General features: G+C 55.8%; 21 protein-coding genes. 11 read left to right on the top strand and 10 right to left on the bottom strand.

Going from position 1 to position 21,938, the window contains the following annotated elements; translation table 11 throughout:
• The first annotated feature begins 96 nt into the window (after window positions 1-96).
• The 4 genes from dctA to AC1D19_RS25910 all read left to right on the top strand — a co-directional run bounded on the left by dctA (window position 97) and on the right by AC1D19_RS25910 (window position 3,608).
• The gene (dctA, locus tag AC1D19_RS25925) at window positions 97-1,404 is read left to right on the top strand and encodes a C4-dicarboxylate transporter DctA (RefSeq protein ID WP_477764992.1); all 1,308 of its coding nucleotides are present in this window, start codon (window positions 97-99) and stop codon (window positions 1,402-1,404) included.
• Window positions 1,405-1,528: 124 nt separating this feature from the next.
• Window positions 1,529-2,401 carry an isocitrate lyase/PEP mutase family protein gene (locus AC1D19_RS25920; RefSeq protein ID WP_477760523.1) on the top strand — a complete coding sequence of 291 codons (873 nt, stop codon included), beginning with the start codon at window positions 1,529-1,531 and terminating at the stop codon, window positions 2,399-2,401.
• A gap of 26 nt (window positions 2,402-2,427) precedes the next feature.
• Entirely contained in the window at window positions 2,428-2,859 is a 432-nt protein-coding gene (locus AC1D19_RS25915; RefSeq protein WP_477764991.1) for a hypothetical protein, read from the top strand.
• Window positions 2,860-2,891: 32 nt separating this feature from the next.
• Complete coding sequence (locus AC1D19_RS25910) at window positions 2,892-3,608, top strand: class I SAM-dependent methyltransferase (RefSeq protein ID WP_477757063.1); 717 nt, start codon at window positions 2,892-2,894, stop codon at window positions 3,606-3,608.
• 416 nt (window positions 3,609-4,024) lie between these two features.
• On the opposite strand, the gene AC1D19_RS25905 is transcribed toward AC1D19_RS25910, so the two are convergent.
• From AC1D19_RS25905 to AC1D19_RS25895, 3 genes are all read right to left on the bottom strand, one after another.
• On the bottom strand, window positions 4,025-4,261 hold the full coding sequence (locus AC1D19_RS25905) for a DUF1059 domain-containing protein (protein WP_477757065.1): 237 nt from the start codon (window positions 4,259-4,261) through the stop codon (window positions 4,025-4,027).
• A gap of 319 nt (window positions 4,262-4,580) precedes the next feature.
• Window positions 4,581-5,111 carry a cysteine hydrolase family protein gene (locus tag AC1D19_RS25900; protein WP_477760519.1) on the bottom strand — a complete coding sequence of 177 codons (531 nt, stop codon included), beginning with the start codon at window positions 5,109-5,111 and terminating at the stop codon, window positions 4,581-4,583.
• A 319-nt stretch (window positions 5,112-5,430) separates the two neighbouring features.
• The gene (locus tag AC1D19_RS25895) at window positions 5,431-6,024 is read right to left on the bottom strand and encodes a TetR/AcrR family transcriptional regulator (RefSeq protein WP_477764990.1); all 594 of its coding nucleotides are present in this window, start codon (window positions 6,022-6,024) and stop codon (window positions 5,431-5,433) included.
• A 100-nt stretch (window positions 6,025-6,124) separates the two neighbouring features.
• Here AC1D19_RS25895 and AC1D19_RS25890 point away from each other — a divergent pair, with 100 nt between their 5' ends.
• The 4 genes from AC1D19_RS25890 to AC1D19_RS25875 all read left to right on the top strand — a co-directional run bounded on the left by AC1D19_RS25890 (window position 6,125) and on the right by AC1D19_RS25875 (window position 9,399).
• A complete protein-coding gene (locus tag AC1D19_RS25890) occupies window positions 6,125-6,883 on the top strand; it encodes an SDR family oxidoreductase (RefSeq protein ID WP_477764989.1) in 759 nt (252 codons plus the stop codon).
• Window positions 6,884-7,350: 467 nt separating this feature from the next.
• A complete protein-coding gene (locus AC1D19_RS25885; protein WP_477756653.1) occupies window positions 7,351-7,782 on the top strand; it encodes a MarR family winged helix-turn-helix transcriptional regulator in 432 nt (143 codons plus the stop codon).
• Between the two features lie 30 nt (window positions 7,783-7,812).
• Window positions 7,813-8,529, top strand: a complete 717-nt coding sequence (locus AC1D19_RS25880; RefSeq protein ID WP_477764988.1) for a nitroreductase — start codon at window positions 7,813-7,815, stop codon at window positions 8,527-8,529.
• Window positions 8,530-8,637: 108 nt separating this feature from the next.
• Window positions 8,638-9,399 (top strand): NADPH-dependent F420 reductase, encoded by a 762-nt coding sequence (locus tag AC1D19_RS25875; protein WP_477764987.1) that lies wholly within the window; start codon window positions 8,638-8,640, stop codon window positions 9,397-9,399.
• Window positions 9,400-9,482: 83 nt separating this feature from the next.
• Here AC1D19_RS25875 and AC1D19_RS25870 read toward each other — a convergent pair whose 3' ends face one another.
• Window positions 9,483-10,406, bottom strand: a complete 924-nt coding sequence (locus AC1D19_RS25870) for a LysR substrate-binding domain-containing protein (protein WP_477764986.1) — start codon at window positions 10,404-10,406, stop codon at window positions 9,483-9,485.
• Between the two features lie 136 nt (window positions 10,407-10,542).
• On the opposite strand from AC1D19_RS25870, the gene AC1D19_RS25865 reads away from it, so the two are divergent.
• On the top strand, window positions 10,543-11,598 hold the full coding sequence (locus AC1D19_RS25865; RefSeq protein ID WP_223616315.1) for a tartrate dehydrogenase: 1,056 nt from the start codon (window positions 10,543-10,545) through the stop codon (window positions 11,596-11,598).
• Window positions 11,599-11,705: 107 nt separating this feature from the next.
• A complete protein-coding gene (locus AC1D19_RS25860; RefSeq protein WP_477764985.1) occupies window positions 11,706-13,061 on the top strand; it encodes a dicarboxylate/amino acid:cation symporter in 1,356 nt (451 codons plus the stop codon).
• A 261-nt stretch (window positions 13,062-13,322) separates the two neighbouring features.
• Here the strand turns inward: AC1D19_RS25860 and AC1D19_RS25855 are convergent, their stop codons facing one another.
• The 6 genes from AC1D19_RS25855 to AC1D19_RS25830 form a co-directional block, all read right to left on the bottom strand.
• A complete protein-coding gene (locus tag AC1D19_RS25855; protein ID WP_477764984.1) occupies window positions 13,323-14,315 on the bottom strand; it encodes a LacI family DNA-binding transcriptional regulator in 993 nt (330 codons plus the stop codon).
• 75 nt (window positions 14,316-14,390) lie between these two features.
• Window positions 14,391-15,893, bottom strand: a complete 1,503-nt coding sequence (locus AC1D19_RS25850) for a glycoside hydrolase family 32 protein (protein WP_477764983.1) — start codon at window positions 15,891-15,893, stop codon at window positions 14,391-14,393.
• Window positions 15,890-17,035 carry an ABC transporter ATP-binding protein gene (locus tag AC1D19_RS25845; protein WP_477764982.1) on the bottom strand — a complete coding sequence of 382 codons (1,146 nt, stop codon included), beginning with the start codon at window positions 17,033-17,035 and terminating at the stop codon, window positions 15,890-15,892. Before AC1D19_RS25845 ends, AC1D19_RS25850 begins: the two co-directional genes overlap by 4 nt.
• A 27-nt stretch (window positions 17,036-17,062) precedes the next feature.
• Window positions 17,063-17,905 carry a carbohydrate ABC transporter permease gene (locus AC1D19_RS25840; protein WP_108228924.1) on the bottom strand — a complete coding sequence of 281 codons (843 nt, stop codon included), beginning with the start codon at window positions 17,903-17,905 and terminating at the stop codon, window positions 17,063-17,065.
• On the bottom strand, window positions 17,902-18,864 hold the full coding sequence (locus tag AC1D19_RS25835; RefSeq protein ID WP_477755231.1) for a carbohydrate ABC transporter permease: 963 nt from the start codon (window positions 18,862-18,864) through the stop codon (window positions 17,902-17,904). The genes AC1D19_RS25840 and AC1D19_RS25835 overlap by 4 nt, the downstream gene beginning before the upstream one ends.
• A 21-nt stretch (window positions 18,865-18,885) precedes the next feature.
• On the bottom strand, window positions 18,886-20,160 hold the full coding sequence (locus AC1D19_RS25830) for an ABC transporter substrate-binding protein (protein ID WP_477764981.1): 1,275 nt from the start codon (window positions 20,158-20,160) through the stop codon (window positions 18,886-18,888).
• Window positions 20,161-20,327: 167 nt separating this feature from the next.
• Between AC1D19_RS25830 and AC1D19_RS25825 the strand changes: the two genes are divergently transcribed.
• Complete coding sequence (locus tag AC1D19_RS25825; protein WP_477764980.1) at window positions 20,328-21,893, top strand: carbohydrate porin; 1,566 nt, start codon at window positions 20,328-20,330, stop codon at window positions 21,891-21,893.
• Window positions 21,894-21,938: the final 45 nt, after the last annotated feature.

Genomic DNA, 21,938 nt, shown 5'->3' with positions numbered 1-21,938 from the left:
TTGAACTGCGGCCTTTTTCAAGAGGCCGCAGTTATCAGGCGTCACCCACTGACGTCACGCCACATGCCCATCACAAAAATAAAATGAGGTGCTTCCGTGGAAATCTCCAAGACCCGCTGGTACAGCCAACTGTATGTGCAGGTGCTGATCGGTATTGTAATCGGTGCAGCAATTGGTCACTTTGAACCGCAATTCGGAGCCAGGCTTCAACCTTTTGCAGACGGCTTTATCAGACTCATCAAAATGCTGTTGGCCCCTATTATTTTTGGCACCGTGGTTGTCGGTATCGCCAAGATGGGCAGCATCAAAGAGGTAGGGAGAATTGGCGTTAAATCGCTGCTCTACTTCGAGATTCTTTCAACCATCGCCCTGGTCATCGGCCTTATTGTGGTTAACGTCGTAAAGCCAGGCGTAGGGATGAACATCAATGTTGACGCACTGGATGGCAGTGCTATCGCCAAGTACAGCCAAGCTGCCAGTGAGCAGGGTGGCACCGTCGATTTTTTCATGAACATCATCCCGCAAACTTTTATCGGTGCGTTCTCGAATGGCGTCATGCTCCAGGTCATCCTGCTTTCGGTCTTGATGGGTGTTGCCCTGGTTCAAATGGGTGAAACCAGCAAACCGCTGATCAATACGATCGACCTGTTCCTGCAAGGGCTGTTCAAAATCGTGGCAATGGTCATGCGGCTGGCTCCAATTGGTGCCGGTGCCGGTATGGCTTTCACTATCGGCAAGTACGGGATCGGTACGCTACTGTCGCTCGGCCAGTTGCTGATTGCGCTCTACGTCACCACCCTGATCTTCATTGTGGTGGTGCTTGGAACGGTTGCTCGATGGTCAGGAATGCCTTTGTTACAGTTTCTCCGGTACTTCAAGGACGAGATCCTCATCACGCTCGGAACCTGCTCGACTGAGGCTGTGCTTCCGCGAATGATGGTGAAACTTGAAAAGCTGGGCTGCAAGAAGTCGGTGGTGGGCATGGTGCTGCCAACTGGATACACCTTCAATGCGGATGGCACCTGCATTTACCTCACCATGGCGGCGATTTTTATCGCACAGGCAACCAATACGCCGCTGACGTTTATGGATCAGATGATTCTGTTGGGTGTTTTCCTGCTGACCTCGAAAGGCTCGGCTGGCGTGGCGGGTGCCGGGTTCATAACACTCGCGGCAACGCTTACAACCATCCACTCCATTCCGTTGGTAGGCCTTGTACTGCTTTTGGGCATCGACCGGTTCCTCAATGAAGCGCGAGCTGTTACCAACCTGATTGGCAACGGTATCGGCACCATCGCCATTGCCAAGTGGGACAACTCGTTCGATGTAGAAGCCTGTGAGCGTGAAATTGCCGCGATGAAAAACGCAAAGGCGGAGCGTAGAGCGTTAGCAACGCAAAAGTAATCAACATCGCTTACCCGGTCATTCCTCTTCGGATAGGGCGCAATGACCGGTAGCTATTCGATGCCTCGTTCACATAGAACCATTCAAGCGAAGTTCTCAGTTGAATTGCGATGGAGCCGAAAAAATGATTGAGCGATCCCATCACGAACTACGCAAGGCGTTCGGTGATTTACTTCATGGAACAGTCTGTAAATTTGCCGCATCAGTGTTCGATCCGATCTCGGTTCGAATGGCCTCTGACCTTGGCTTTGAGGTCGCCATCCAGGGTGGATCCGTCGCCTCGCTTCAAGTGCTCGGTGCCCCGGATATCTCGTTGCTCACTCTTGATGAATATGCGGAGCAAGTTTCCAGGGTCGGACGGGCCAGCCAAATCCCAATCATTGGAGACGCTGATCATGGGTTCGGCAACGCGCTCAATGTAATGCGAACGGTCACCGAGTTGCAGAAGGCCGGTGTTGCCGCTCTTACGCTAGAAGATACTCACCTGCCGGCCAAATACGACGAGCAAGCGCACGTGCTTATCGAAATGGAAGAGGCCGCAAGCAAGATTTACGCTGCGCGATTTGCCCGGTCAGATGATGCCCTCAGCATCATCGCCCGTACGAATGTAGCCGTTTCCACTTTGGAAGATTCCATCGCACGCACTACGGCCTATCAAAAGGCTGGGGCCGATGCGATTTGCCTTGTCGGAGTAAAGGATTTCCAACACTTGGAGGCGCTCACCTCGCATCTTTGCGTGCCAATCATGCTGATTAATTATGGAAACCCTGCACTGAGCGATGTTCAGAAGCTGAGCGCAGCCAATGTGCGAGTTGTGGTCAATGGGCATGCCCCCTATTTGTCCGCAATCAAAGCGTCCTACGAGGCGCTACGCGAACAAAGCGGTATGGAGGGGCGCGAGCTTTCCCTCCCTGAGCTGCTTTCAAAATACACGCTCTCGGATAATTACCGTGAGTGGGCGAAGACCTACTTGAAGTCAGAACACGATTCGAATTGAGCTTGAAACAGGCGAAATAAAGCATCATGAAAAAGACCATCCTGGCCTTCAGCCGCGTCTCACCCAGCCTGCTTGAACCTTATAAAGATAAATACAACGTCATCATCATGAGTCCCGAGCTTGGTGACATGGATGCCCAGTTCGAAGCTGCCATTTCCAGCGCCCACGGACTGATCGGCGGCAATCGTCGTCTGGGTGAAGCTGAGCTGGCTTCGGCTGAAAACCTTGAGATCATCTCGAGCATATCGGTTGGCTACGACAACTATGACCTCAGCTTTCTCAATGGCCGAGGGATCATGTTGACCAACACGCCGGATGTCTTGAACGAAACCACGGCTGAACTCTCCTTGAATGTGTTGGTGCTCCGCAAGACTCCCGGTCTTTGTCTCATAGAGGTTGTATTCCTTTCAGGAATGCAATACATAAAGATAATGAATTTTTATTATCGCTGTTTATGACCTAACTTGATTCAAGGACATGGAGAACCGCCTTGAAATCATTACCTCTCAACCCAGCTGAAAAATTTGATACCACACGGGCCAATGAGTACGGACGACAGAGCCGTATTGCATTAGCAGGGTATGACGCCTGTCACGATCTTGCTGCATGCATGCTGGCGGCAAGCCTCAGCACTACAGGCTCGGCGAAGATACTGGTAGTTGGCGCTGGTGGGACGGCGCAGGAAATCATTGCAATGGCAACCTTGGAGCCCAGTTGGCGCTTCACTGCCGTTGATCCATCCGAGCCAATGCTGGCGGCTGCGAAGCACCAGTTAAAGACGAACGACTTGCTTGAAAGAACGGACATGCATCTTGGACATATTGAAGATCTGGTAGCAGACCAGTCCTACGACGCAGCCACTTTGATCGGCGTCCTGCATCATCTCGAGGGTGATGATGCCAAGCGCCAACTTCTGCATTCCATTCGGGCTCATCTGAAGCCGGGTGCGCCGCTGATTGTCGCAGGAAATCAGTACGCCTATGCCAGCCAACCGCTATTGCTGGCTGCTTGGGGCCAGCGGTGGCGGCAGCAAGGAGCCAGCCCGGATGAAGTGAAGGCCAAACTGGGGAAAATCCTCCAGGGCGCTGATCCGCCACATTCTGAGGCGGCGGTTCAAAAACTGTTAAACGACGCGGGATTCGGGGACGCCACACGTTTCTTCAGCAGCTTGTTCTGGGGGGCTTGGTTGACGTTCAAAATGGTTTGAAGCTGGACGCGACAGGCAGCTATTGGCCGATTCTGTTGAAAAAGTCGGCCATGGTTTCCACGGCAGAAAAATACGCGCCTGAGATTGAAATCTTTACTTTTGGGCAGAGGCTTCCGGGCTCGGATTTCACGTAGCAGCGTGTAAAAAAGGCGTTTTCACCACTCAATATTCAGGCCATTTGGGCGGGCCGACTTTTTCAACAGAATCGGCCGATAGCAGTCTGTCGAATCAGCTTGAGCTTAGCTTGAATGAACACGCAGTCACATTAAACAAGCTCTCCAAAGCCCCCCAAGGAGCAGCCATCGGCAGCTCCTTGGGGATCTCCTTTGTCATTCAGATTGTGCCAGGCATAAAAAACTACCCTCAGGCCTGCGCAACTCATCGAAATGAGCCTGATAGGTGCTTATCGATGACATTCACTCCTCTGAAACCCCTGGGTGCCAAGCAGGACGCGGTGCTTCAACAGGCGGGGTTCCGTCGTGAAACATCGTCTTCAGTTGAGCACGCAGTTCTGGTGAGTCGGTGTGCTTGTGAACACTGACCGCATGCTGCGCGGCGGCCTCGAGCAGTTCGTTTTCAGAGTCTGCGGACAGTGCGATTGAGCAGTGGGAATCGCTCGGAAACTCGCGGCAGTCGATGTATTTACGCGCCATGAATGTTTTCCTCTCTACGACGAAGGCAGGCTGTGGCCTGCGTGAACGATCGCTCGACGCGTCTCCCATACATCAAACACGACTGCATGCCACATCGAGTGTGCCGATCGTTAAAGTATAGGCCCACCGATGTCAGGGTAGTTGTGCCAGACATGGAAAACGGCCGCGCGGAAACAGGGAACAGATCACGATGGCTCGGTATTTACCTGAAATCGTGCTCTGTCCCTTTTTATGCTGGTTACGTGGCAACTACTAATGACTTCACATGGCCGATTGCTGCCTGTAGTGAAGGGCTGCAATCGACCCTGGACAGAGTCGATCAGGCGAGGGCTTGGAAACTCCAGTCCTCGGCTTGGACGACTCGGCAGAATGGCCCTGCCAACGTCGCATTGTGGTGGGCAATGATGGCCTTTGCTTCGAGTGAAGGGGTGTCAGAGCAAGTATGTCCATCGGCGATCAGCACAGCATCGAATCCACAATCGCGGGCAGCCCGGCAAGTACTATCTACACAGTATTGAGTTTTCATTCCTGTAACGACGATGCCATCGCAGTTACGCAGGCGTAGTTGAGCAGCCAGATCGGTCTGGGTAAACGCGTTGGGTCGATATTTTTCAAATATCACTTCGTCACCTCTCAAATCCAATTCCTGGACAAACTCGGTCAGCGGGCTACCACGTTCTATCGGCGACCCGGCTGGGCCCAAATGGCGGGCGAGAAATATGGGCGCGCCCATTTCCCGGGCCTTGCTCATCAGGCGATTTAACGTGTCGACCAGAGATTCACTGCCCCAAGGTTTATCCGGGCCGTGAACGAGTCCTACCTGCATGTCGAGGATCAAGAGTGCGTACATTGTGCGTTTCCTTACGTTTGAGCCAGAAACGCCGGGGCAAAAAAAAGACCCGGTCATTGCTGGCGGGTCTTTGGGGGTTATGCATTGTTTCAACTCGCACAACCTCTCACGACCCGCCTCGAGCGGTCGTGAAAGTTGTGGTCGATTTGATGCATGGCTTAGTCATGGCGTTGACCATATCTTTGGGGCGCCGGCCGTGCAAGTGAACATCCCGAGAATGAAAGTGATTTCATGGGGCAGCAACGTCCGCTATTGGCTTCTCTGCCGGTCATGGCCACGAAGCAAGCGTTCCTGTAGCCGTTTAACGCGGTACCTGATTTTAATGCTGCACGTTCTTCTTCAGGCTTTCTGGGCTGCCAGCGCATAGACCATCCATCACCAGGTTCATCAATCTGGCGAGACGTGAGCGCCATTCGCTCTGGGAATCTATTTGCCATATTCCGGCAATGGCTAGAAAAAAGTCGTCGTTAGTAATCCCGCTACGAATCGTTCCGGCCTTTTCATTAGCCCTCAAAAGCGACTCGGCTGCTGTCTGGACTGGCGCGTATCCCGACTTCCCCGGGAATTCGTAAATAGACGCTGCTTGTCGTATCGCTGTCGCGAGTCCCGCCTTTGTCATTGCATATTCAGCGAGGCAGTCCATCCATTCTCGAAGGGCCTCCTTAGGTGGTTTTGTCGCGAGCAGATATTCCGCCAACGAGGCCACTTGCTGCATTTCGAATTGATAGACCTCGAATACCAGGTTCTCTCTGGTAGGGAAGTGGCGATAAAACGTTCCCTGTCCTACCCCAGCCTTCTTCGCAATCGTACTCAGCGGAACCGCAGGATCGCTAGTCAGCTCTACCACCGCGACCTCCAGTATCCGTTCCCGGTTTTTCCTGGCGTCAGAACGCATCACCAACTCGTCAGGCATGAGCAAAGTTTTCCCTTCATTCCATTGCTAAGCGGACAGTTGTCCGGTACGTTTTGAAAGTGGACAATTGTCCGCTTACACATCGTTTCTGGAGTTTACTATGAACGGCACTGGCAACACGATTCTGGTTACTGGCGGCACCTCAGGCATCGGCCTTGGTCTGGCACTCAGGCTTCACAAGGCGGGCAACAAAGTAATCATCGCGGGACGTCGCAAGTCTCTGCTCGACAAGATCGTGTCGGAACATCCGGGTCTTGAATCAGTGTTGCTGGACGTCTGCGATCCACAATCCATCCAGCGCAACAGCGAAGCGCTGGCGATCAGCCACCCGAATCTGAACGTTCTCATAAACAACGCAGGCATCATGCATTGGGAGGATCTGACTGATCCGGAAAACCTGAGCACTGCCGAAGATATCGTGACAACGAACTTACTTGGCACGATTCGCATGGTGTATGCATTTACTCCCCAGCTGATCAAACAGCCCAGCGCCACGATCATGAACGTCAGTTCAGCGTTGGCATTCGTTCCGCTGCCTGCAACACCGACCTACAGCGCAACCAAAGCCGCAGTTCATTCGTTCACTCAAAGTCTTCGAGTTCAGCTGGAAGCCTCGTCAGTTGAGGTTATCGAACTTGCGCCGCCGGGGGTACGTACCACGTTGCTTGGGCAGGAAAACGACGAACACGCCATGCCCTTGGAGGCGTTTTTGGATGAAATCTTCGAACTGCTCGAGATCTCTCCAACCCCACGCGAACTCGTCGTCGAGCGCGCCAAGCCATTACGGTTTGCTGAAGCGAGCGGTTCACATGATGAGGTGCTGAAAATGCTTGCAGGATACAAACCACCGGCAGAATGACGTTTACCGTGTGGGTATCACCTTATGCCGTCCAGGCAGGCAGATTGCTTCTGCCTGCCTCGAGCCCCTGGATGATTGCGCTGCGCAATCTCGTGCCCGAAGGTTTGGCTACCAGCAGAGCACTCTATTAGAGCCTGAAACGCTGGCCGGCGCTGTCGCGGCACCTCGTCGCCTGGAAGGAATAGGTGACTCTTCGATGGATCGCTACGGAGCGGAAAGCGGGCGGCGACGCAGCGGGCGAGTGGGATTGATCAGTTGCTTGCGCATAGGTGGCAACCGGATAAATTACTTAAAAATGTGATGACCGACTCGCTGCCGCATGACCCGGCGCCCGCCTCAAATCACAGGGGCTGTAAGGCAGAGTCTACTTGGCCAGATTGGCCATTCGTCGAGGGCAGACGGCATCGGTTGACAGTAGGCATTTCTAGCTGGAATATATAGTGCACTATACAATAGCGAACTATCTAATGAGCTCGAATCGGAAACGGGTGGGTACCCAGCTGTCTTTTTCACTTTATGCGGCGGCAAATCGGGTGGTGCGATTGCACAAACCTTATCTGGAACCGTTGGGCCTAACCTTCCCGCAGTACCTGGTCATCCTGGAGCTTTTAAACGGCTCGCCACTTTCTGTGGGTGCTCTTGGAACCCGCTTGGCGATGGACGCTGGAACCATAACGCCATTGCTGAAACGGCTTGAGGCTGCCGGGCTCGTCACTCGCACACGGGATCCCGCCGACGAGCGCCGCGTGATGATCGACCTGACGCCTGATAGCCGCATGTTGGAAGCCGACATTCGGGGAATCACTAGCAAAATCAAGTCAGCTTGCCAGCTCGATGAGCGGGGTATCGATGAGCTTCGTCAAACACTCGATGCGCTCGGCCATCCGGCAACCGACTGAACGTTTTTACACGTGCTCAAAGAGGAAATCATGACCACTTCAATGGCTAGGTTCGATGCTGATACAGCGCTGGATGACACCCTGCAATTTCAGAAGACGGCCCGTACACGGCGGTCTTTTCGTGGGTTTTTAGACACCCCTGTGCCCGACCAGATCATTCAAGAGGTGTTGAAGGATGCCCAGTGCGCTCCCTCCAACTGCAACACCCAGCCGTGGGATGTTCATGTTGTTCGTGGCCAGAAATTGAAAGAGCTTTCGCAAATTCTCCACGCGAAAAATACTGCAGGCGAATTCACCCCAGACTTTTCGTTCGATATGGGTGCTTTTTACGGCCCCTATGGAGATCGCAAGAATGCACAGGGCAAAGCCTACTACGAGGCTATGAACGTTATGCGCGAAGACAAGGAGGGGCGGCGGCGAGCGGCAGCCTTGAATTTGTCCTTTTTCAACGCCCCCCAGGCCGTTTTTTTATTCATGCCGGTGTTTGGTGACAATGTTCGAACTGCTGGCGACATTGGCATGTATGGCCAGACTTTCCTGCTGTCGCTTGCTGCCCGAGGGGTAGGCGGCATTCCGCAAACCTCGCTTGGTTTCTATGCAGCTACGATCCGAGAGGCGCTAGGCATTTCTGAAGAAATGAAAATGCTGTTTGGGATGTCATTCGGCTACCCGAACGAGAGCGCTCCAGGCAACCGCATGCATATGGATCGTGTGCCGGTTACCGACAGCGTTACCTTTCATTCTTGAAGAGTCGTATTTTCCTGAGTCAGGCGACATGCGTGCACACCTCAGATCGCGGGGGCTTCGCGACACACTTGATTCATTCGCACACCCAGCCAAGCAGTAACTTGAATATTGTTTGTAGGTGAGGAGGTTATTGAAATGAAAATCGGAATTATCGGCGCCGGCAACATTGGGGCTACCCTTGCCCGTAAGCTCGCTGCGTGCGGCCATGAAGTCAAACTGGCAAACTCGAAGAGCCCTCAGAGCATTCAGAACCTTACCAACGAAATCGGTGTACACGCGGTGACCAAGGAAGATGCTGTGTCCGATGTGGATGCCGTTATTCTCTCGATCCCCTTCGCGAAGTACCCGGATCTTCGGCAAACGTTGAGTAGTATTCCCGAGAAGGTCGTCGTCATTGACACATCCAATTACTATCCGGGACGAGACGGGGCGATCAAAGAAGTGGACGACGGCAAGCCCGAGAGCGTTTGGGTAAGTGAGCAGATTGGCCGCCCGGTCGTTAAGGCATGGAATGCCGTCCTCGCAGCTACCCTTGCCGATAAAGGCCAACCAGCCGGGTCTTCAACGCGTATAGCCCTACCTGTAGCTGGGGGGGACACCACCGCTGAGGCAATCGCGCAGGATCTTGTTGAGGATACGGGCTTTATCGCGCTTGCCGCTGGCAACCTTGAAGATTCGTGGCGTCAGCAACCAGGTACACCTGCTTACTGTACCGAGTTGACATTGCCGGAGCTGAAATTGGCGCTGTACGCGGCAGACAAGGCACGGGCGCCACAAAACCGCGACGCACTGATCGCCAGGTTCATGGCTCCCGGCAGTCAGTTTACACATGAGCAAATTGTTGCCACGAATCGTGCAATGACGGCCTGATCACGCAGTTTTAGCAATCGCTCAATCTCAGCGCCAGCTACCCCTCAATAGATATAACTGAAGTGGATGCCGTTAAACGCGATTCAGTCATGCATGGATTCCGCTTCATCCAGGTGATCGATGTGCTTGAAGCGCTCAACCAGAAAGTCGATCAGGCTGCGCACTCGCGCCGACAGGTGTAACTGTTGCGGGTAAACCGCGAAAACATCGGCGCGGGTTGGTGTCTGGTCTTCCAGCACTAATCGCAAGCGGCCACTGCGCACATAGCGGGCGATATCCCATTCTGCTCGCAGCAGAATTCCGTGGCCTTCCAACGCCCAATTCAGGGCCACCTCACCGTCATTGCAGCCCAATGCACCACGGACTTTGATGTTTTGTGTACGCCCACCGTGAGTAAAACTCCACACCCCGTAAGGCGTTTCGTTTTGCCGCAGAAAGATGCAGTTGTGTAGCTGTAAATCCGTGAGGCGTTGCGGCACGCCGTGTTTTTCCAGGTAGAGCGGTGAGGCGCATAACAGGCGACGGTTAGAGGCGATCTTGCGCGCGTGGAATGCCGCGTCGGGCAGGGTGCCGAAACGGATTCCCAGATCGAAACCGTGGGTCGCCAGATCCAGCGGGTGATCGCTGATTTCCAGCTGTATTTCCACCTCCGGGTACTGCGCGAAGAACGCGCCGAGGGCCGGGCCGATGTAACGACGGCCAAAGCCCAGCGATGCGTTGACCCGGATCAGACCTTTAGGTGTAGCCCGACTGCTGTTGATCAACTGCTCGACCTCATCGATCTGCGTCAGGATCCGGGCGGCATGGGAAAAAAGCAGTTCACCTTCTGAGGTCAGACTCATTGAGCGCGTGGTGCGATTCACCAGGCGGATGCCCAATCGAGCCTCCAGCACGGTGAGACGCTTGCTCACCGCCGGTGGCGTGATGCCCAGCTCGCGCGCGGTCGCGGCGAGGCTGCCTTTGTTGGCCAGAAGGTAAAAAAATGACAAATCCAAGGTTGGGTTCATTCGTAACTCAAAGCTATTTATGTAGTGATTTTGAGTAACTCACACCTATTTGTTCACTACATATACTCCGCTCACACCCTGATTGAACAGCCCGTTCGACAGGCAAAACAAGAACGTTACGAGAGTGGAGTTGACCATGAGCGCATACAAAATTGCAGCGGTACCAGGTGATGGCATCGGTGTTGAAGTGATCGCCGCTGGCGTCGAGGTGCTGCAAGCCCTGTCGAAAAAATCTGGCTTCGACCTGGACTTCAAACATTTCGACTGGAACTCGGATAACTACCTGAAAAACGGTTACTACATTCCTGAAGGGGGTCTGGAAGAACTGAAAACCTTCGACGCGATTTTTTTTGGTGCCGTGGGAGCACTCAACGTACCGGATCACATTTCCCTGTGGGGCTTGCGCCTGCCGATCTGCCAGGGCTTCGATCAGTATGCCAACGTGCGTCCGGCTCGCGTGCTGCCTGGGGTGAAAAGCCCGCTGCTCAATGGTGACCAGATCGACTGGGTGGTGGTGCGGGAAAACTCCGAAGGTGAGTACTCCGGCAACGGCGGTCGTGTGCACCGGGGACTGCCGGAAGAGGTTGCCACTGAAGTGTCGGTATTCACCCGTGCCGGGGTGGAACGTATTCACCGCTTTGCCTTCGAACTGGCGCAAAGCCGCCCACGCAAACACCTGACCATGGTCACCAAGTCCAACGCCCAACGTCATGGCATGGTGTTGTGGGACGAAATTTTCTACGAAGTGGCCAAGGATTTCCCGGACGTCAAAATTGACAAGGAACTGGTCGACGCGGTGACTACGCGCATGGTGCTCAAACCCTCCACGCTGGATGTGATCGTCGCCACCAACCTGCACGCTGACATTCTGTCCGATCTGGCAGCCGCGTTATCCGGCAGCCTGGGCATCGCACCGACCGCCAACCTGAACCCGTCGCGCAAATTCCCCTCGATGTTCGAACCGATCCACGGCTCGGCTTTCGACATCACCGGCAAAGGTGTGGCCAACCCGATTGCTACGTTCTGGACGGCGGCGATGATGCTCGAACACCTGGGCGAAGCCGCTGCGGCGAAACAGCTGATGTCAGCCATCGAAGCGGTGACCGAAAGCGGTGTGCATACCCCAGATTTGGGTGGTACAGCCACCACCCGCCAGATCACGGATGCGGTCATCGCATTGATCAACCGCTGATATTTTCCAGCGATTCAAAGTAGTACTGCGGCACAACTCCAAGGGGCAGATCGCTGGATCTGACTCCTTGGCATTTCCTGACAACAATAAAAAATCAGGGCCCTGTCATGAAAAGAATATTCGGCAAACTCTATGTGCAAGTGCTGATCGCCGTGATCATCGGCGCCATCGTCGGCGTGTTCGTTCCCGAAACCGGCGCTGCGCTCAAACCCTTGGGCGATGCCTTCATCAAATTGATCAAGATGCTCCTCGCTCCGGTGATCTTCCTGACCGTAGTCACGGGGATCGCCCGCATGGAAAACATGAAGGAATTAGGTCGAGTCGGTTTTCGCGCCTTGCTCTATTTCGAAGTCGTGTCGACGCTGGCGCTGGTGGTCGGCCTGGTGGTGGTCGATGTGTTCAAACCCGGCGCCGGCATGAACATCGATGTTGCTACCCTCGACACTTCCAGCCTGGCCACCTACACCTCGGCCGTGAAACATGCATCGTTCATGGACTTCGTCATGAACATCATTCCCGACACCATCGTGGATGCCTTCGCCAAGGGCAATGTGCTGCAAATCCTGCTGTTTTCCATCCTGTTGGGAATCGCCTTGGCTCATGTGGGGCCACGCGGCAAAGCGTTCGTCGATACGCTGGATAGCCTGATGCAAGGCATGTTTCGTATCGTCAACATGGTCATGCGCCTGGCGCCGATCGGTGCATTCGGTGCCATCGCCTTCACCATCGGCAAGTATGGCTTCGGCTCGCTGTTCTCTCTGGGCAAGCTGATGGCCTGCGTTTACCTGACCTGCGCCGTGTTCGTGATCTTTGTGCTAGGGCCGATCTGCCGCTACAGCGGTTTCAGCCTTTGGAAGTTTTTGAAATTCATCAAGGAAGAGCTGTTCACCGTACTGGGCACCAGCTCTTCGGAGTCAGTACTGCCGCAGATGATCTCGAAGATGGAAAAGGCCGGGGTGTCCAAGCCCGTCGCCGGGATGATCATTCCGTCCGGATTGACCTTCAACCCCGACGGGCAGGCGATCTACTACACCATCGCCGCGATTTTCATCGCCCAAGCGACCAACACGCCGCTGACCCTGACCGATCAGTTGATCGTACTGGCGGTGTTGATGTTCACCTCCAAAGGTTCGGCAGGTGTCACCGGTTCGGGGTTCATCATTTTGGCCGCCACCTTATCTTCCCTGGGCACCATCCCGGTGGCCGGCATGGTGTTGCTGCTGGGTGTCGACCGGTTCATGTCGGAAGCGCGGGCCATTACCAACACCATCGGTAATGGTGTCGGCACCATGGCCATCGCCAAATGGGTAGGGGCGCTGGATACGGTGAAAATGCACAAGGCGCTCAATGGTGAGATCGAAGAACAAAAGCCTGAAATTGTGCAGGCGGAGACTATCTATGTCCCTTCACCGGTGACGGGCAGTCCCTTGCCGTCCAGCCTCAAAAAGGCCTCTCGGGCGTAAGTATGTGGCGTTGAAATTAACACCATGCTTGATCGAGTATTTCGCTCAGAGAGATATGCCGCATTTAAATCCGGCACGGCTTCACGCGTGGCTCAGCAACGCTCGAGTCTTGGCTGACCAAGTGATTTCGGCTGGAGTACAAAAGGGCCCTTCACAGGCTGTGTGAAAACACTCTGGCGAAGGCACCAACAAACGCCCCGACATGTTCGGGGCGTTTGTTTTTGTGCTGGAAAAAAACCTTTCAACCAAATTAACTGAATCTTATAGCGATGCCCTAACCACCAATGGACAATCAACTGGCTGGGCTCCCGAGACGTCGAGGGTCTCGATCAGGTGCCGGGCAGCCTTGCGACCGATCTCGTAGTACGGCAGTTGCACCGTGGTCAGCGGCGGGATGAACAGCTCGGCAATACCGATCATGTTGTCGTAGCCGAGCACGGCGACATCGTCGGGAATTTTCAGGCCACGGCCCAACAACAGCTGATAGGCACAAAACGCGATGCGGTCGTTGCCACAGATCAGAATGTCGAATTGGGGACGACCCTCAATGATGTGCCGGTCGAGGATGGCTGCGGTTTCACCATAGGCGTCATGATCGGAAAGGTCGTATTGCAGGAGTGCGTCAGGCAACAGCCCGAATGCCTGACAGGCACGTTGCAGACCTTTTTGTCGCAGGTTCCAGGCCAGACTCTGTTTTGGCAGATTGATGCACAGAGGGCGCCGATAGCCCTGGCTCAACGCGTGATGTACGGCTCGATACTGCCCCGCTTCGTCGTCTGGCACATAACTCACCAGGCGACTGTCATCGGCCAGGCAATTGGCGAGTACCAGGGGTTTGCTCTTCAATCGCTCGGGAATGCTCACCTGGCGAAAACCCATGGCGCTGAAGATCAACCCGTCGGGGCGGTGCGACAACATCAGGTCGATGTTCTGGTCGGTGGGCGGGTTGCTCAACAGGTTAAGGATGAACACATTCCAGCCGGCTTGCTGCGCGGTCTGTTCGATGGACAGCAGCAACTCGACGGCGAACGGTGTGGTCGCGGTGTCCAGCGCGAACACACCGATGGTTCGCGACTGGAGGTTGTCGCCGCGCATCTTGCGCGCCGACAGGCTCGGTACGAATTGCAGTTCATCAATGGCGCGACGCACCCGTAGAAGGGTTTCGGGGCTCAGTTTTTCCGGATTATTGAGCGCTCGAGAAACCGTCATCAGGGACACGCCGGCCAGCTGTGCAACGTCTTTCACTGAAGTCATGCGAGGCGAGCCCGGTCAGGTTGACGCAGAATCATGACACAGGGCCCGGGCTTCTCGCGACTCGAATGACGTTGCTCATAACCATCCAGAATCGAGAGGCCATGCCTTGGGAATCGAGACACGCCCGCCACTCCCGCTGGCAAACAGCTTCACGCCCAGACTGTCGGGCCGCGGATAGAGGCGACTGCTGAGACTGAAGCGCCCGTTTTCGTCGAACACCTCGATGGACGAGCGATCGAGGAACACACGCAGTTCCAGTCGCTCTTGTGTCGGGTCTATCGACACGCTGCGCTGGCCTGTGACTTGCGCACCAGAGCGGCTGCGGTCAAGCACCAGACGCTGCAACGCCGCATCGTAGTAGAGCAGGGTTTGTTCATGGCCATCGTCGCTGCAGCGCAACGCGATTCCCAGGTGGCCATCGGTGCAGCCGAGTAAATCCAGGTGCACATGGATTTCGAGCATATCGCCATTCACTTCCGGCACCCGCCGGGTTCCCGACTCCTCCCACCACGGCGTGCCAGGCAATGGCGCTTTGCGCAGAGCGGTGAGCTCCCGTGCCGGATACACGCAAAGGCGATCGGCGCACAGTTCAAGTTCGCGTGGCAATCCGAGCATGCCGCACCAGTGATGGGCCTGGCTCGGCATCGGGCTTTCCCACATGTCGAGCCACGCCCACACAAGGCGCCGACCATCGGCGTCCAATAGCGTCTGCGCTGCATAGAAATCGTGGCCGTTATCCAACTCGATGAAAGGCCCGCCAGTGAAGTTCCACTCGTTGTCGAGTCGGCCCACTCGGTAACCAGTCTGGTACTTGTTAAGCCGTTCGTAACCTTGGGGTGGCATGCCTTGGGGGGAGTACAGCAGCACATCGCGTCCGTTCAGTCGAAACAGATCCGGGCACTCCCACATATAGCCATCACCCTCCCTGCCGCCGGACACATAGTTAAGGAACTCCCAGGCGTGCAGATCCGTGGAACGGTACAGCGGGAGCAGCGGCATATCGCCCAGACGTGCGCCGGCAATGAGGTACCAATAGTCATCCTCCTTCCATACCTTGGGGTCACGAAAGTGCATGATAGTGTCTTGCGGCGCGGTCTCGATGACGGCGCCATGCTTGACGAACCGGATGCCGTCGATGCTGGTGGCCAGGCACTGGACTTGACGGATCGAGCGTTCGTCTCCCACGTCCCCCAGCCAGGTGTGGCCGGTGTAGATCAGTGCCAAGGTATCTCCACACACCACTGCGCTACCGGAAAAACATCCGTCACGGTCGAAGTCATCGCCGGGTGCCAGCGCAATGGGCAGGTGCTGCCAATGAACCAGATCGGCACTCTTGGCGTGGCCCCAATACATCGGGCCCCATTTCGCGTCGAAGGGGTAATGCTGATAGAACACGTGATACTCGCCACGAAAGTACACGACCCCGTTAGGGTCGTTCATCCAGCCCACTTGGGGGGCAATATGATAGCCGGGTCGATAATCCTGGATGACGCGAGACAGGCCGTCACTCAGCGCACGCTGCGCAAGGTCAAGGGAAGAAGGCATTGGATCGCTCAGGGTATTCAAAGACAAGGTCATAGGGCGCGTGCTCGTGCCGGGCTTAGAGAGACACCATCCGGCAGCGTTTCAATGGCGTGTGGGTGGCGCTTCAAGGCCGTGCCGTCGGCGTCGAACAGGTGCAGATTGCCGAACTCCAGCTGCAGCTCGACCTGATCGCCCACTTGCCATCCGGCGTTGACCTCACAACGACAGATCAGTGGCTCGTCCTGACCTGTATCGAGGTGCACATAGGTTTCACTGCCCAGGTATTCGACCCCGGTCACGACGACGCCGGCAGTTCCCTGCGCCGCCTTGAGCGACACGTGTTCCGGGCGAATCCCCAGGCTCAGTGGGGCGTCCACCGCCAGGTTCGAGCTGTCGAAGGGCAGGGCGGTCATACCCAGGACGGGAGTATCGACCAGGCTGGTTTCACCCGGTACATGCAGGCGTGCCGCCAGAAAGTTCATTCTGGGCGAACCGAGAAAACCGGCGACAAAGCGGCTCGCCGGGCGCTCATAGAGTTCGCGCGGTGAGCCGACCTGCTCTACGCGACCGCCATTGAGCACAACAATTTTGTCGGCCAGGGTCATCGCTTCCACTTGATCGTGAGTGACGTAGATCATGGTCGAGCCCAGTCGATCATGCAGCCGGGCGATTTCGTTGCGCATCTGCACCCGCAAGGATGCATCCAGATTGGAGAGCGGCTCATCGAACAGCAAAATGTCCGGTTCCCGCGCCATGGCCCTGCCCATGGCCACACGCTGACGCTGCCCTCCAGACAGTTCCTTTGGCTTGCGTTGCAGCAGTTTGTCCAATTGCAGGATTTGCGCCGTTTTCAGCACGCGCTCACGCAGGCTGGACTTTTCAGTCTTGGCCAGTTTGAGACCAAAACTGATGTTGTCGTAGACGCTCATGTGCGGGTACAGCGCATAAGACTGAAACACCATGCCGACGCCACGCTCGCGCGGTTCCAGGTCGTTGACCCGACGCCCGTCGATCAGCAGGTCGCCGCCGCAGATCGAATCCAGTCCGGCGATCAGTCGTAGCAGGGTCGATTTTCCGCAGCCCGAAGGGCCAACGAACACCACGAATTCACCCGCCGCGATTTCCAGGCTGACGTCGCGAAGAATCCGTGCGCCGCCCAATTGTTTGTTCACGTTGTCCAGTTTCAATTTGATCACGATGCTGTTCCTTGTCTTTGTTGGGCATCAACCCTTTAACGCGCCGGCAGTGAGGCCGGAAACGATTCGGCGCTGGAAGATCAGCACCAGAATCACCAGTGGGACGGTGACCAGCACCGAGGCGGCCATCAACAATCCCCAAGGCAACTCATGGGGGCTGCCGCCGGAAATCAAGGCGATGGCCACCGGCACCGTGCGTTGCGTGTCGGTGAGGGTGAAGGTCAGGGCAAACAGGAACTCGTTCCAGGCTGCGATAAAGGCCAACAAGCCAGTGGTGACCAGTGCGGGCCAGAGCAGGGGCAACAGCACCCGGGTCAGCGTGACCCAGGGCGAGGCGCCATCCATGATTGCCGCTTCTTCCAGTTCATGAGGCAATTGCCCCATGAACGTGGTCAGCACCCAGACGGTGAAGGGCAGGGTGAAAATCGTGTAGCTCAGAATCAACGCCCAGGACGTGTTGTACAGGCCCAGGGCGCGGATCACTTCGAACAGCCCCGACAGCACGGCAACCTGGGGAAACATCGACACGCCAAGGACCATCATCAAGACCGTGCCACGCCCACGGAATTTCACCCGGCCCAAGGCATAGGCGGCGGTCACACTGAGGAACAGCGCCAGCGTTACCACGCACAGCGCAACCACCAGCGAGTTACCGATAGCCCGCAGGAATGAGGCTTGATGGAGTACCGCTGCGTAATTGGAGAAGTCGGGGTTATCGATCCAGTAGCTCACTTCGAACAAGGCGCTGGACGGCTTCAGCGAAGTCACGATGGCGTAGTAGAAAGGGAAGACCGCATACAGCAGCAATACCCCGATCAGACACCAGAACCCGAGGCGCAACAGCGCTTTTTTCAGTAGACGCGGGCTCATGACCGGACCTCCAGTTGACGGCGTCCGAGGTAGAGATAAAGCATGGCGATGACCGCAACCACCAGAAACAGCAGCGTCGAGGCCGCGCTGCCGTAACCGACGTCCTGGAACTCCACCAGGTGCTGGCGGGCATAGACCGACATGCTCATGGTGCTCGACGAGTTAGAAGTCAGCACATAGATCACGTCGAACACCCGCAGCGAGTCGAGGATGCGGAAGATCGCCGCCACCAACAGTGCAGGCATCAATAGGGGAAGGGTGACACGCCAGAACACTTTCAGCGGATGAATGCCATCGACCCTCGCGGCTTCGTAGCAATCGCTCGGCAACATCTGCAAGGCCGCCAGCATCAGTAGCGTGACAAAAGGGACGGTCTTCCAGACATCGACGATGATCACCGCCCACATCGACAGATCCGCATCGGCCGTCCAGGCCAGGGGCGCGTCAATCAGGCCGACGCTCAGCATCATGTGATTGATGATGCCGAACTGGTCGTTAAGCATCCATGACCAGATCTTCGCCGAGACAATCGTCGGAATCGCCCAGGGAATCAGAATCAACGCACGCACCAAAGAGCGTCCGGTGAACTTGATGTTCAGCAGCAACGCCACCAGCAGTCCCAGTACGACTTCCAGTCCTACCGACACCACGGTGAAATGCAAGGTGTTGCGCACAGCGTTCCACCATTGAGGATCGACCAGGATGCCCGACCAGCTGGAACCGTTGTGGAACAGATAATTGCTCAAGCCGACGAAGGCTCCGCCACTCGTATCCGACAGGCTCGCGTCGGTCAGACTGAACCAGAATGTGCGCAGCAGCGGCCAGGCTGCCACCAGGGCCAGACACAACAGCATCGGTGTCAAAAACAGCCAGGCAGCGCGTACTCGGCGACGTTGTACGGGCGTTTCCCTGGTGAGCAGAAGCTCCTCACAGGGGACATGGGTAGAAGAGACAGACATGGTGATTTCCTTCCTTGTGGCTTACCAGTTCCGGCGTTTGATGCGCGTGAGTTCGCTTTCCAGTTCGGCCAGCGCCTGATCGACACGCAACTCGCCCGCCAGCACGCCATGCACTCGATCGAAGAACGCATTGGAGACCCTTGGATAGCGATCGGCAGTGATTGAGGCGGGGCGCATGACCCCATCGTTGAGAATGCTGTGCAGCTGAGCGTAATAAGGCATTGCCGCGAGCAATTCGGGATCTTGATACAGCGACTCGATAACCGGGTTATAGGCGCCTATCAGGGCACGACGTTTCTGCTCTTGGGCACGGGTCAGGTAGCTCACCAGCTCGGCGGCAAGTTTTGGATGGGCGCTGTAACGCGATACCGCCAGACCCCAGCCACCGAGGGTGGAGGCATGGCTGCCGGTCTCGCCGCCGCGGGGCAGGGGGGCGACCCCAACCTTATCCTTTACTGCACTGTCCTGGCTTTGCACCAGGGCCCAGACATAAGGCCAGTTACGCATGAACAGCGCATTTCCCGACTGGAATACGCCACGGCCTTCCTCCTCGGTGTAATTGAGTACCCCACGCGGGGAGATGTCTCCCACCCAGCTTTTCGCCAGGGTCAAAGCCGTTCTTGAGGCCTGACTGTTGACCACGATGTCGCCTCGTGGATTGACCAGTCCACCTTCCGGTTGGCTGCTGATCCACTCCAGCGCATTACACGTCAGGCCTTCGTAAGCGCGCCCTTGAAAGATGTAACCCCATGCATTGGGGTTCCCGGCAGTGCGCTCGGCCTGTTGAATATTCCTGGCGGTAGCGGTCATTTCCTCCCACGTCTGGGGAACCTGCTGGTTGTATTTCTCGAGCAAGTCCTTGCGGTAATACAGCAGGCCCGAGTCGGTGAACCACGGCATCGTCACCAGCCGTCCGTTCACCGTGGCGTTATCCACCTGTGCCTGGAAGTAGCCCTGGGTCGCATTGGCAGGAAGCACCTCGCGCAGATCCATCAGATGTTTGGCCAGCATCCCCGGCCACACCATGTCGATTTGAATGATGTCGATGTCGCTGGACTGCGCACTGAGGATCTGTTGGTAGAACGACAACCTCTCGGTTGCCGAGTTAGGTGTTGAGACCACCTCGACGTGGTTGCCGGTCTGTTTCGACCACGCCTCGACAGCCTCCTTGCAGAGTTGTAACTCCGCACCCACCGCGCCGCAGGAGATCGTCAAATCAGCTGCGTTCGAGAGGGATGGAAGCCCGGCACAAAGGGTGAGCAGTGCTGCTGGAAGAAGAGATTTAAGCTGTTTCATAAAGCCCTCTTTATTTTTGTTTTTAGAAAAGTTAACGTTAACATCGCCAAATGTAGCAGCGTATTAGCGATGAGGCATCCTTTTTTTCGTCGATTGCGACAATTCGCAACTCACGAAAAATGGCCGGTCGCGGAAACTAGACAATAAAAACAAAACAGGAAATCCACATGCAGAAAGCATCAAGCTGGCTACTCGCAGGCGTGCTCGGCACCTCGGCGGTAACCTCTCAGGCCGCGACTCTGGAAGAACGCATGGCCGCGTTTGAAGCCCGTACCAGCGCAGCGGAGAAGCGTGCGGCCGCAGCCGAACAGCAAACCCAGGCACTTGCCAGGGAATTGCAGCAGATCAAACTCGCCACTGCTCCCTTGCCGCCCGCCGCGTCTACTGCGGCAGTAATTTCGGCGCCCGCTTTGGATACCCGAGTGGCAAAACTCGAGGCCCGTCAGCAAAGCCTGGAGAAAGAGGGCAGTACCGGACACCTCACTGATGGGTTCAGCTTCAACGGCTACGCCCGCTCCGGATTGCTGATCAACGATCGGCTGGGTGGTGGTCGTGGTGGCCCTTATGAAACTCCTGCCGGTTCAGTCGGTGGTGCAGTCGGGCGACTCGGTAACGAGGACGACACCTACATGCGTATAGACCTGTCGAAAGAAATCTATGCGCAAAACGGCACCCGTTCCAAATTCACGGTCTCCATCGCCGATGGTGTGGAAAGTTCCAATGACTGGACGGCCGACGAAAGCAAACTGAACGTGCGCCAGGTATTCACAGCGCTTGACCATGTCGCTGCGTTCAAGGGCAATTCAGTGTTCGAGAACGCCACCCTGTGGGCAGGCAAGCGATTCGATAGAGATAATTTCGATATCCACTGGCTGGACTCGGACGTTGTCTATCTGGCCGGCACCGGGGGTGGAATCTACGATATGCAGATGAACAAGAATTGGCGTTCGAACTACTCTTTGATCGGGCGTAACTACGGGGATTTCAGTCAAGGCGATCTTAGTGCCGATGTGGAAAGCTACATCCTGACCTCCAACCAGTTCTTCGAGGATGGTCAGTGGCAGTGGATGTTCAATGCCATCGGCGCAAAGAAAAACGATTTCGCTACCCGAACCAATGCAGCGGGTTTGACGCCTGCGGATTCCGGCTTGCACAGCATGCTGGCCAATCACCAGAAAAACTTTTTCGGCAGAGAAGGCTTCTTCAAAACGGCGCTGCTCTATGGGCAAGGTCTGGGAGCTGAGGTCAAGAACGTCGGCTCGGATGGTGAACTGATTGATGATGCCCGCGCTCTGCGTCTGGCACTTTACGGTGAGACACCCCTTGCGCCTGACTGGCGTATCGGCCCCAGCTTGCTGGCAGAACAGAGCAAGGATAGATACGTCAAGGGTGACGACTACCGCTGGCTGACCCTGAACGTGCGTTTGGCCAATAAAATCAACAGCAATTTCGAGATGGCCTACGAAATAAGCTGGCAAACCATGAACCTCGACCCGAAGGACTATCTACAACGTAATGCGGTCGACGGTAACTTTTGGAAGTTCACTGTCGCCCCGACATTCAAACCTGAGGTTGGAGATCTTCTCACACGTCCTGAATTGCGAGTGTTCGCAAGCTTCATGAACTGGTCTTCGGATCTGGACAAATTCAGTACCACAGACTCCTTTGGCATGACGGACTTCAAAGCCGGAGGTGTATGGCAATACGGTATACAGATGGAAACCTGGTTTTAATATTTGAACGGGTCCGGCCAACACGCCTTCAGCGCACCTGTCGGC

It is taken from the genome of Pseudomonas sp. P1_C12 (assembly GCF_056406435.1).
This window is presented reverse-complemented; position numbering and strand designations above follow the sequence as displayed.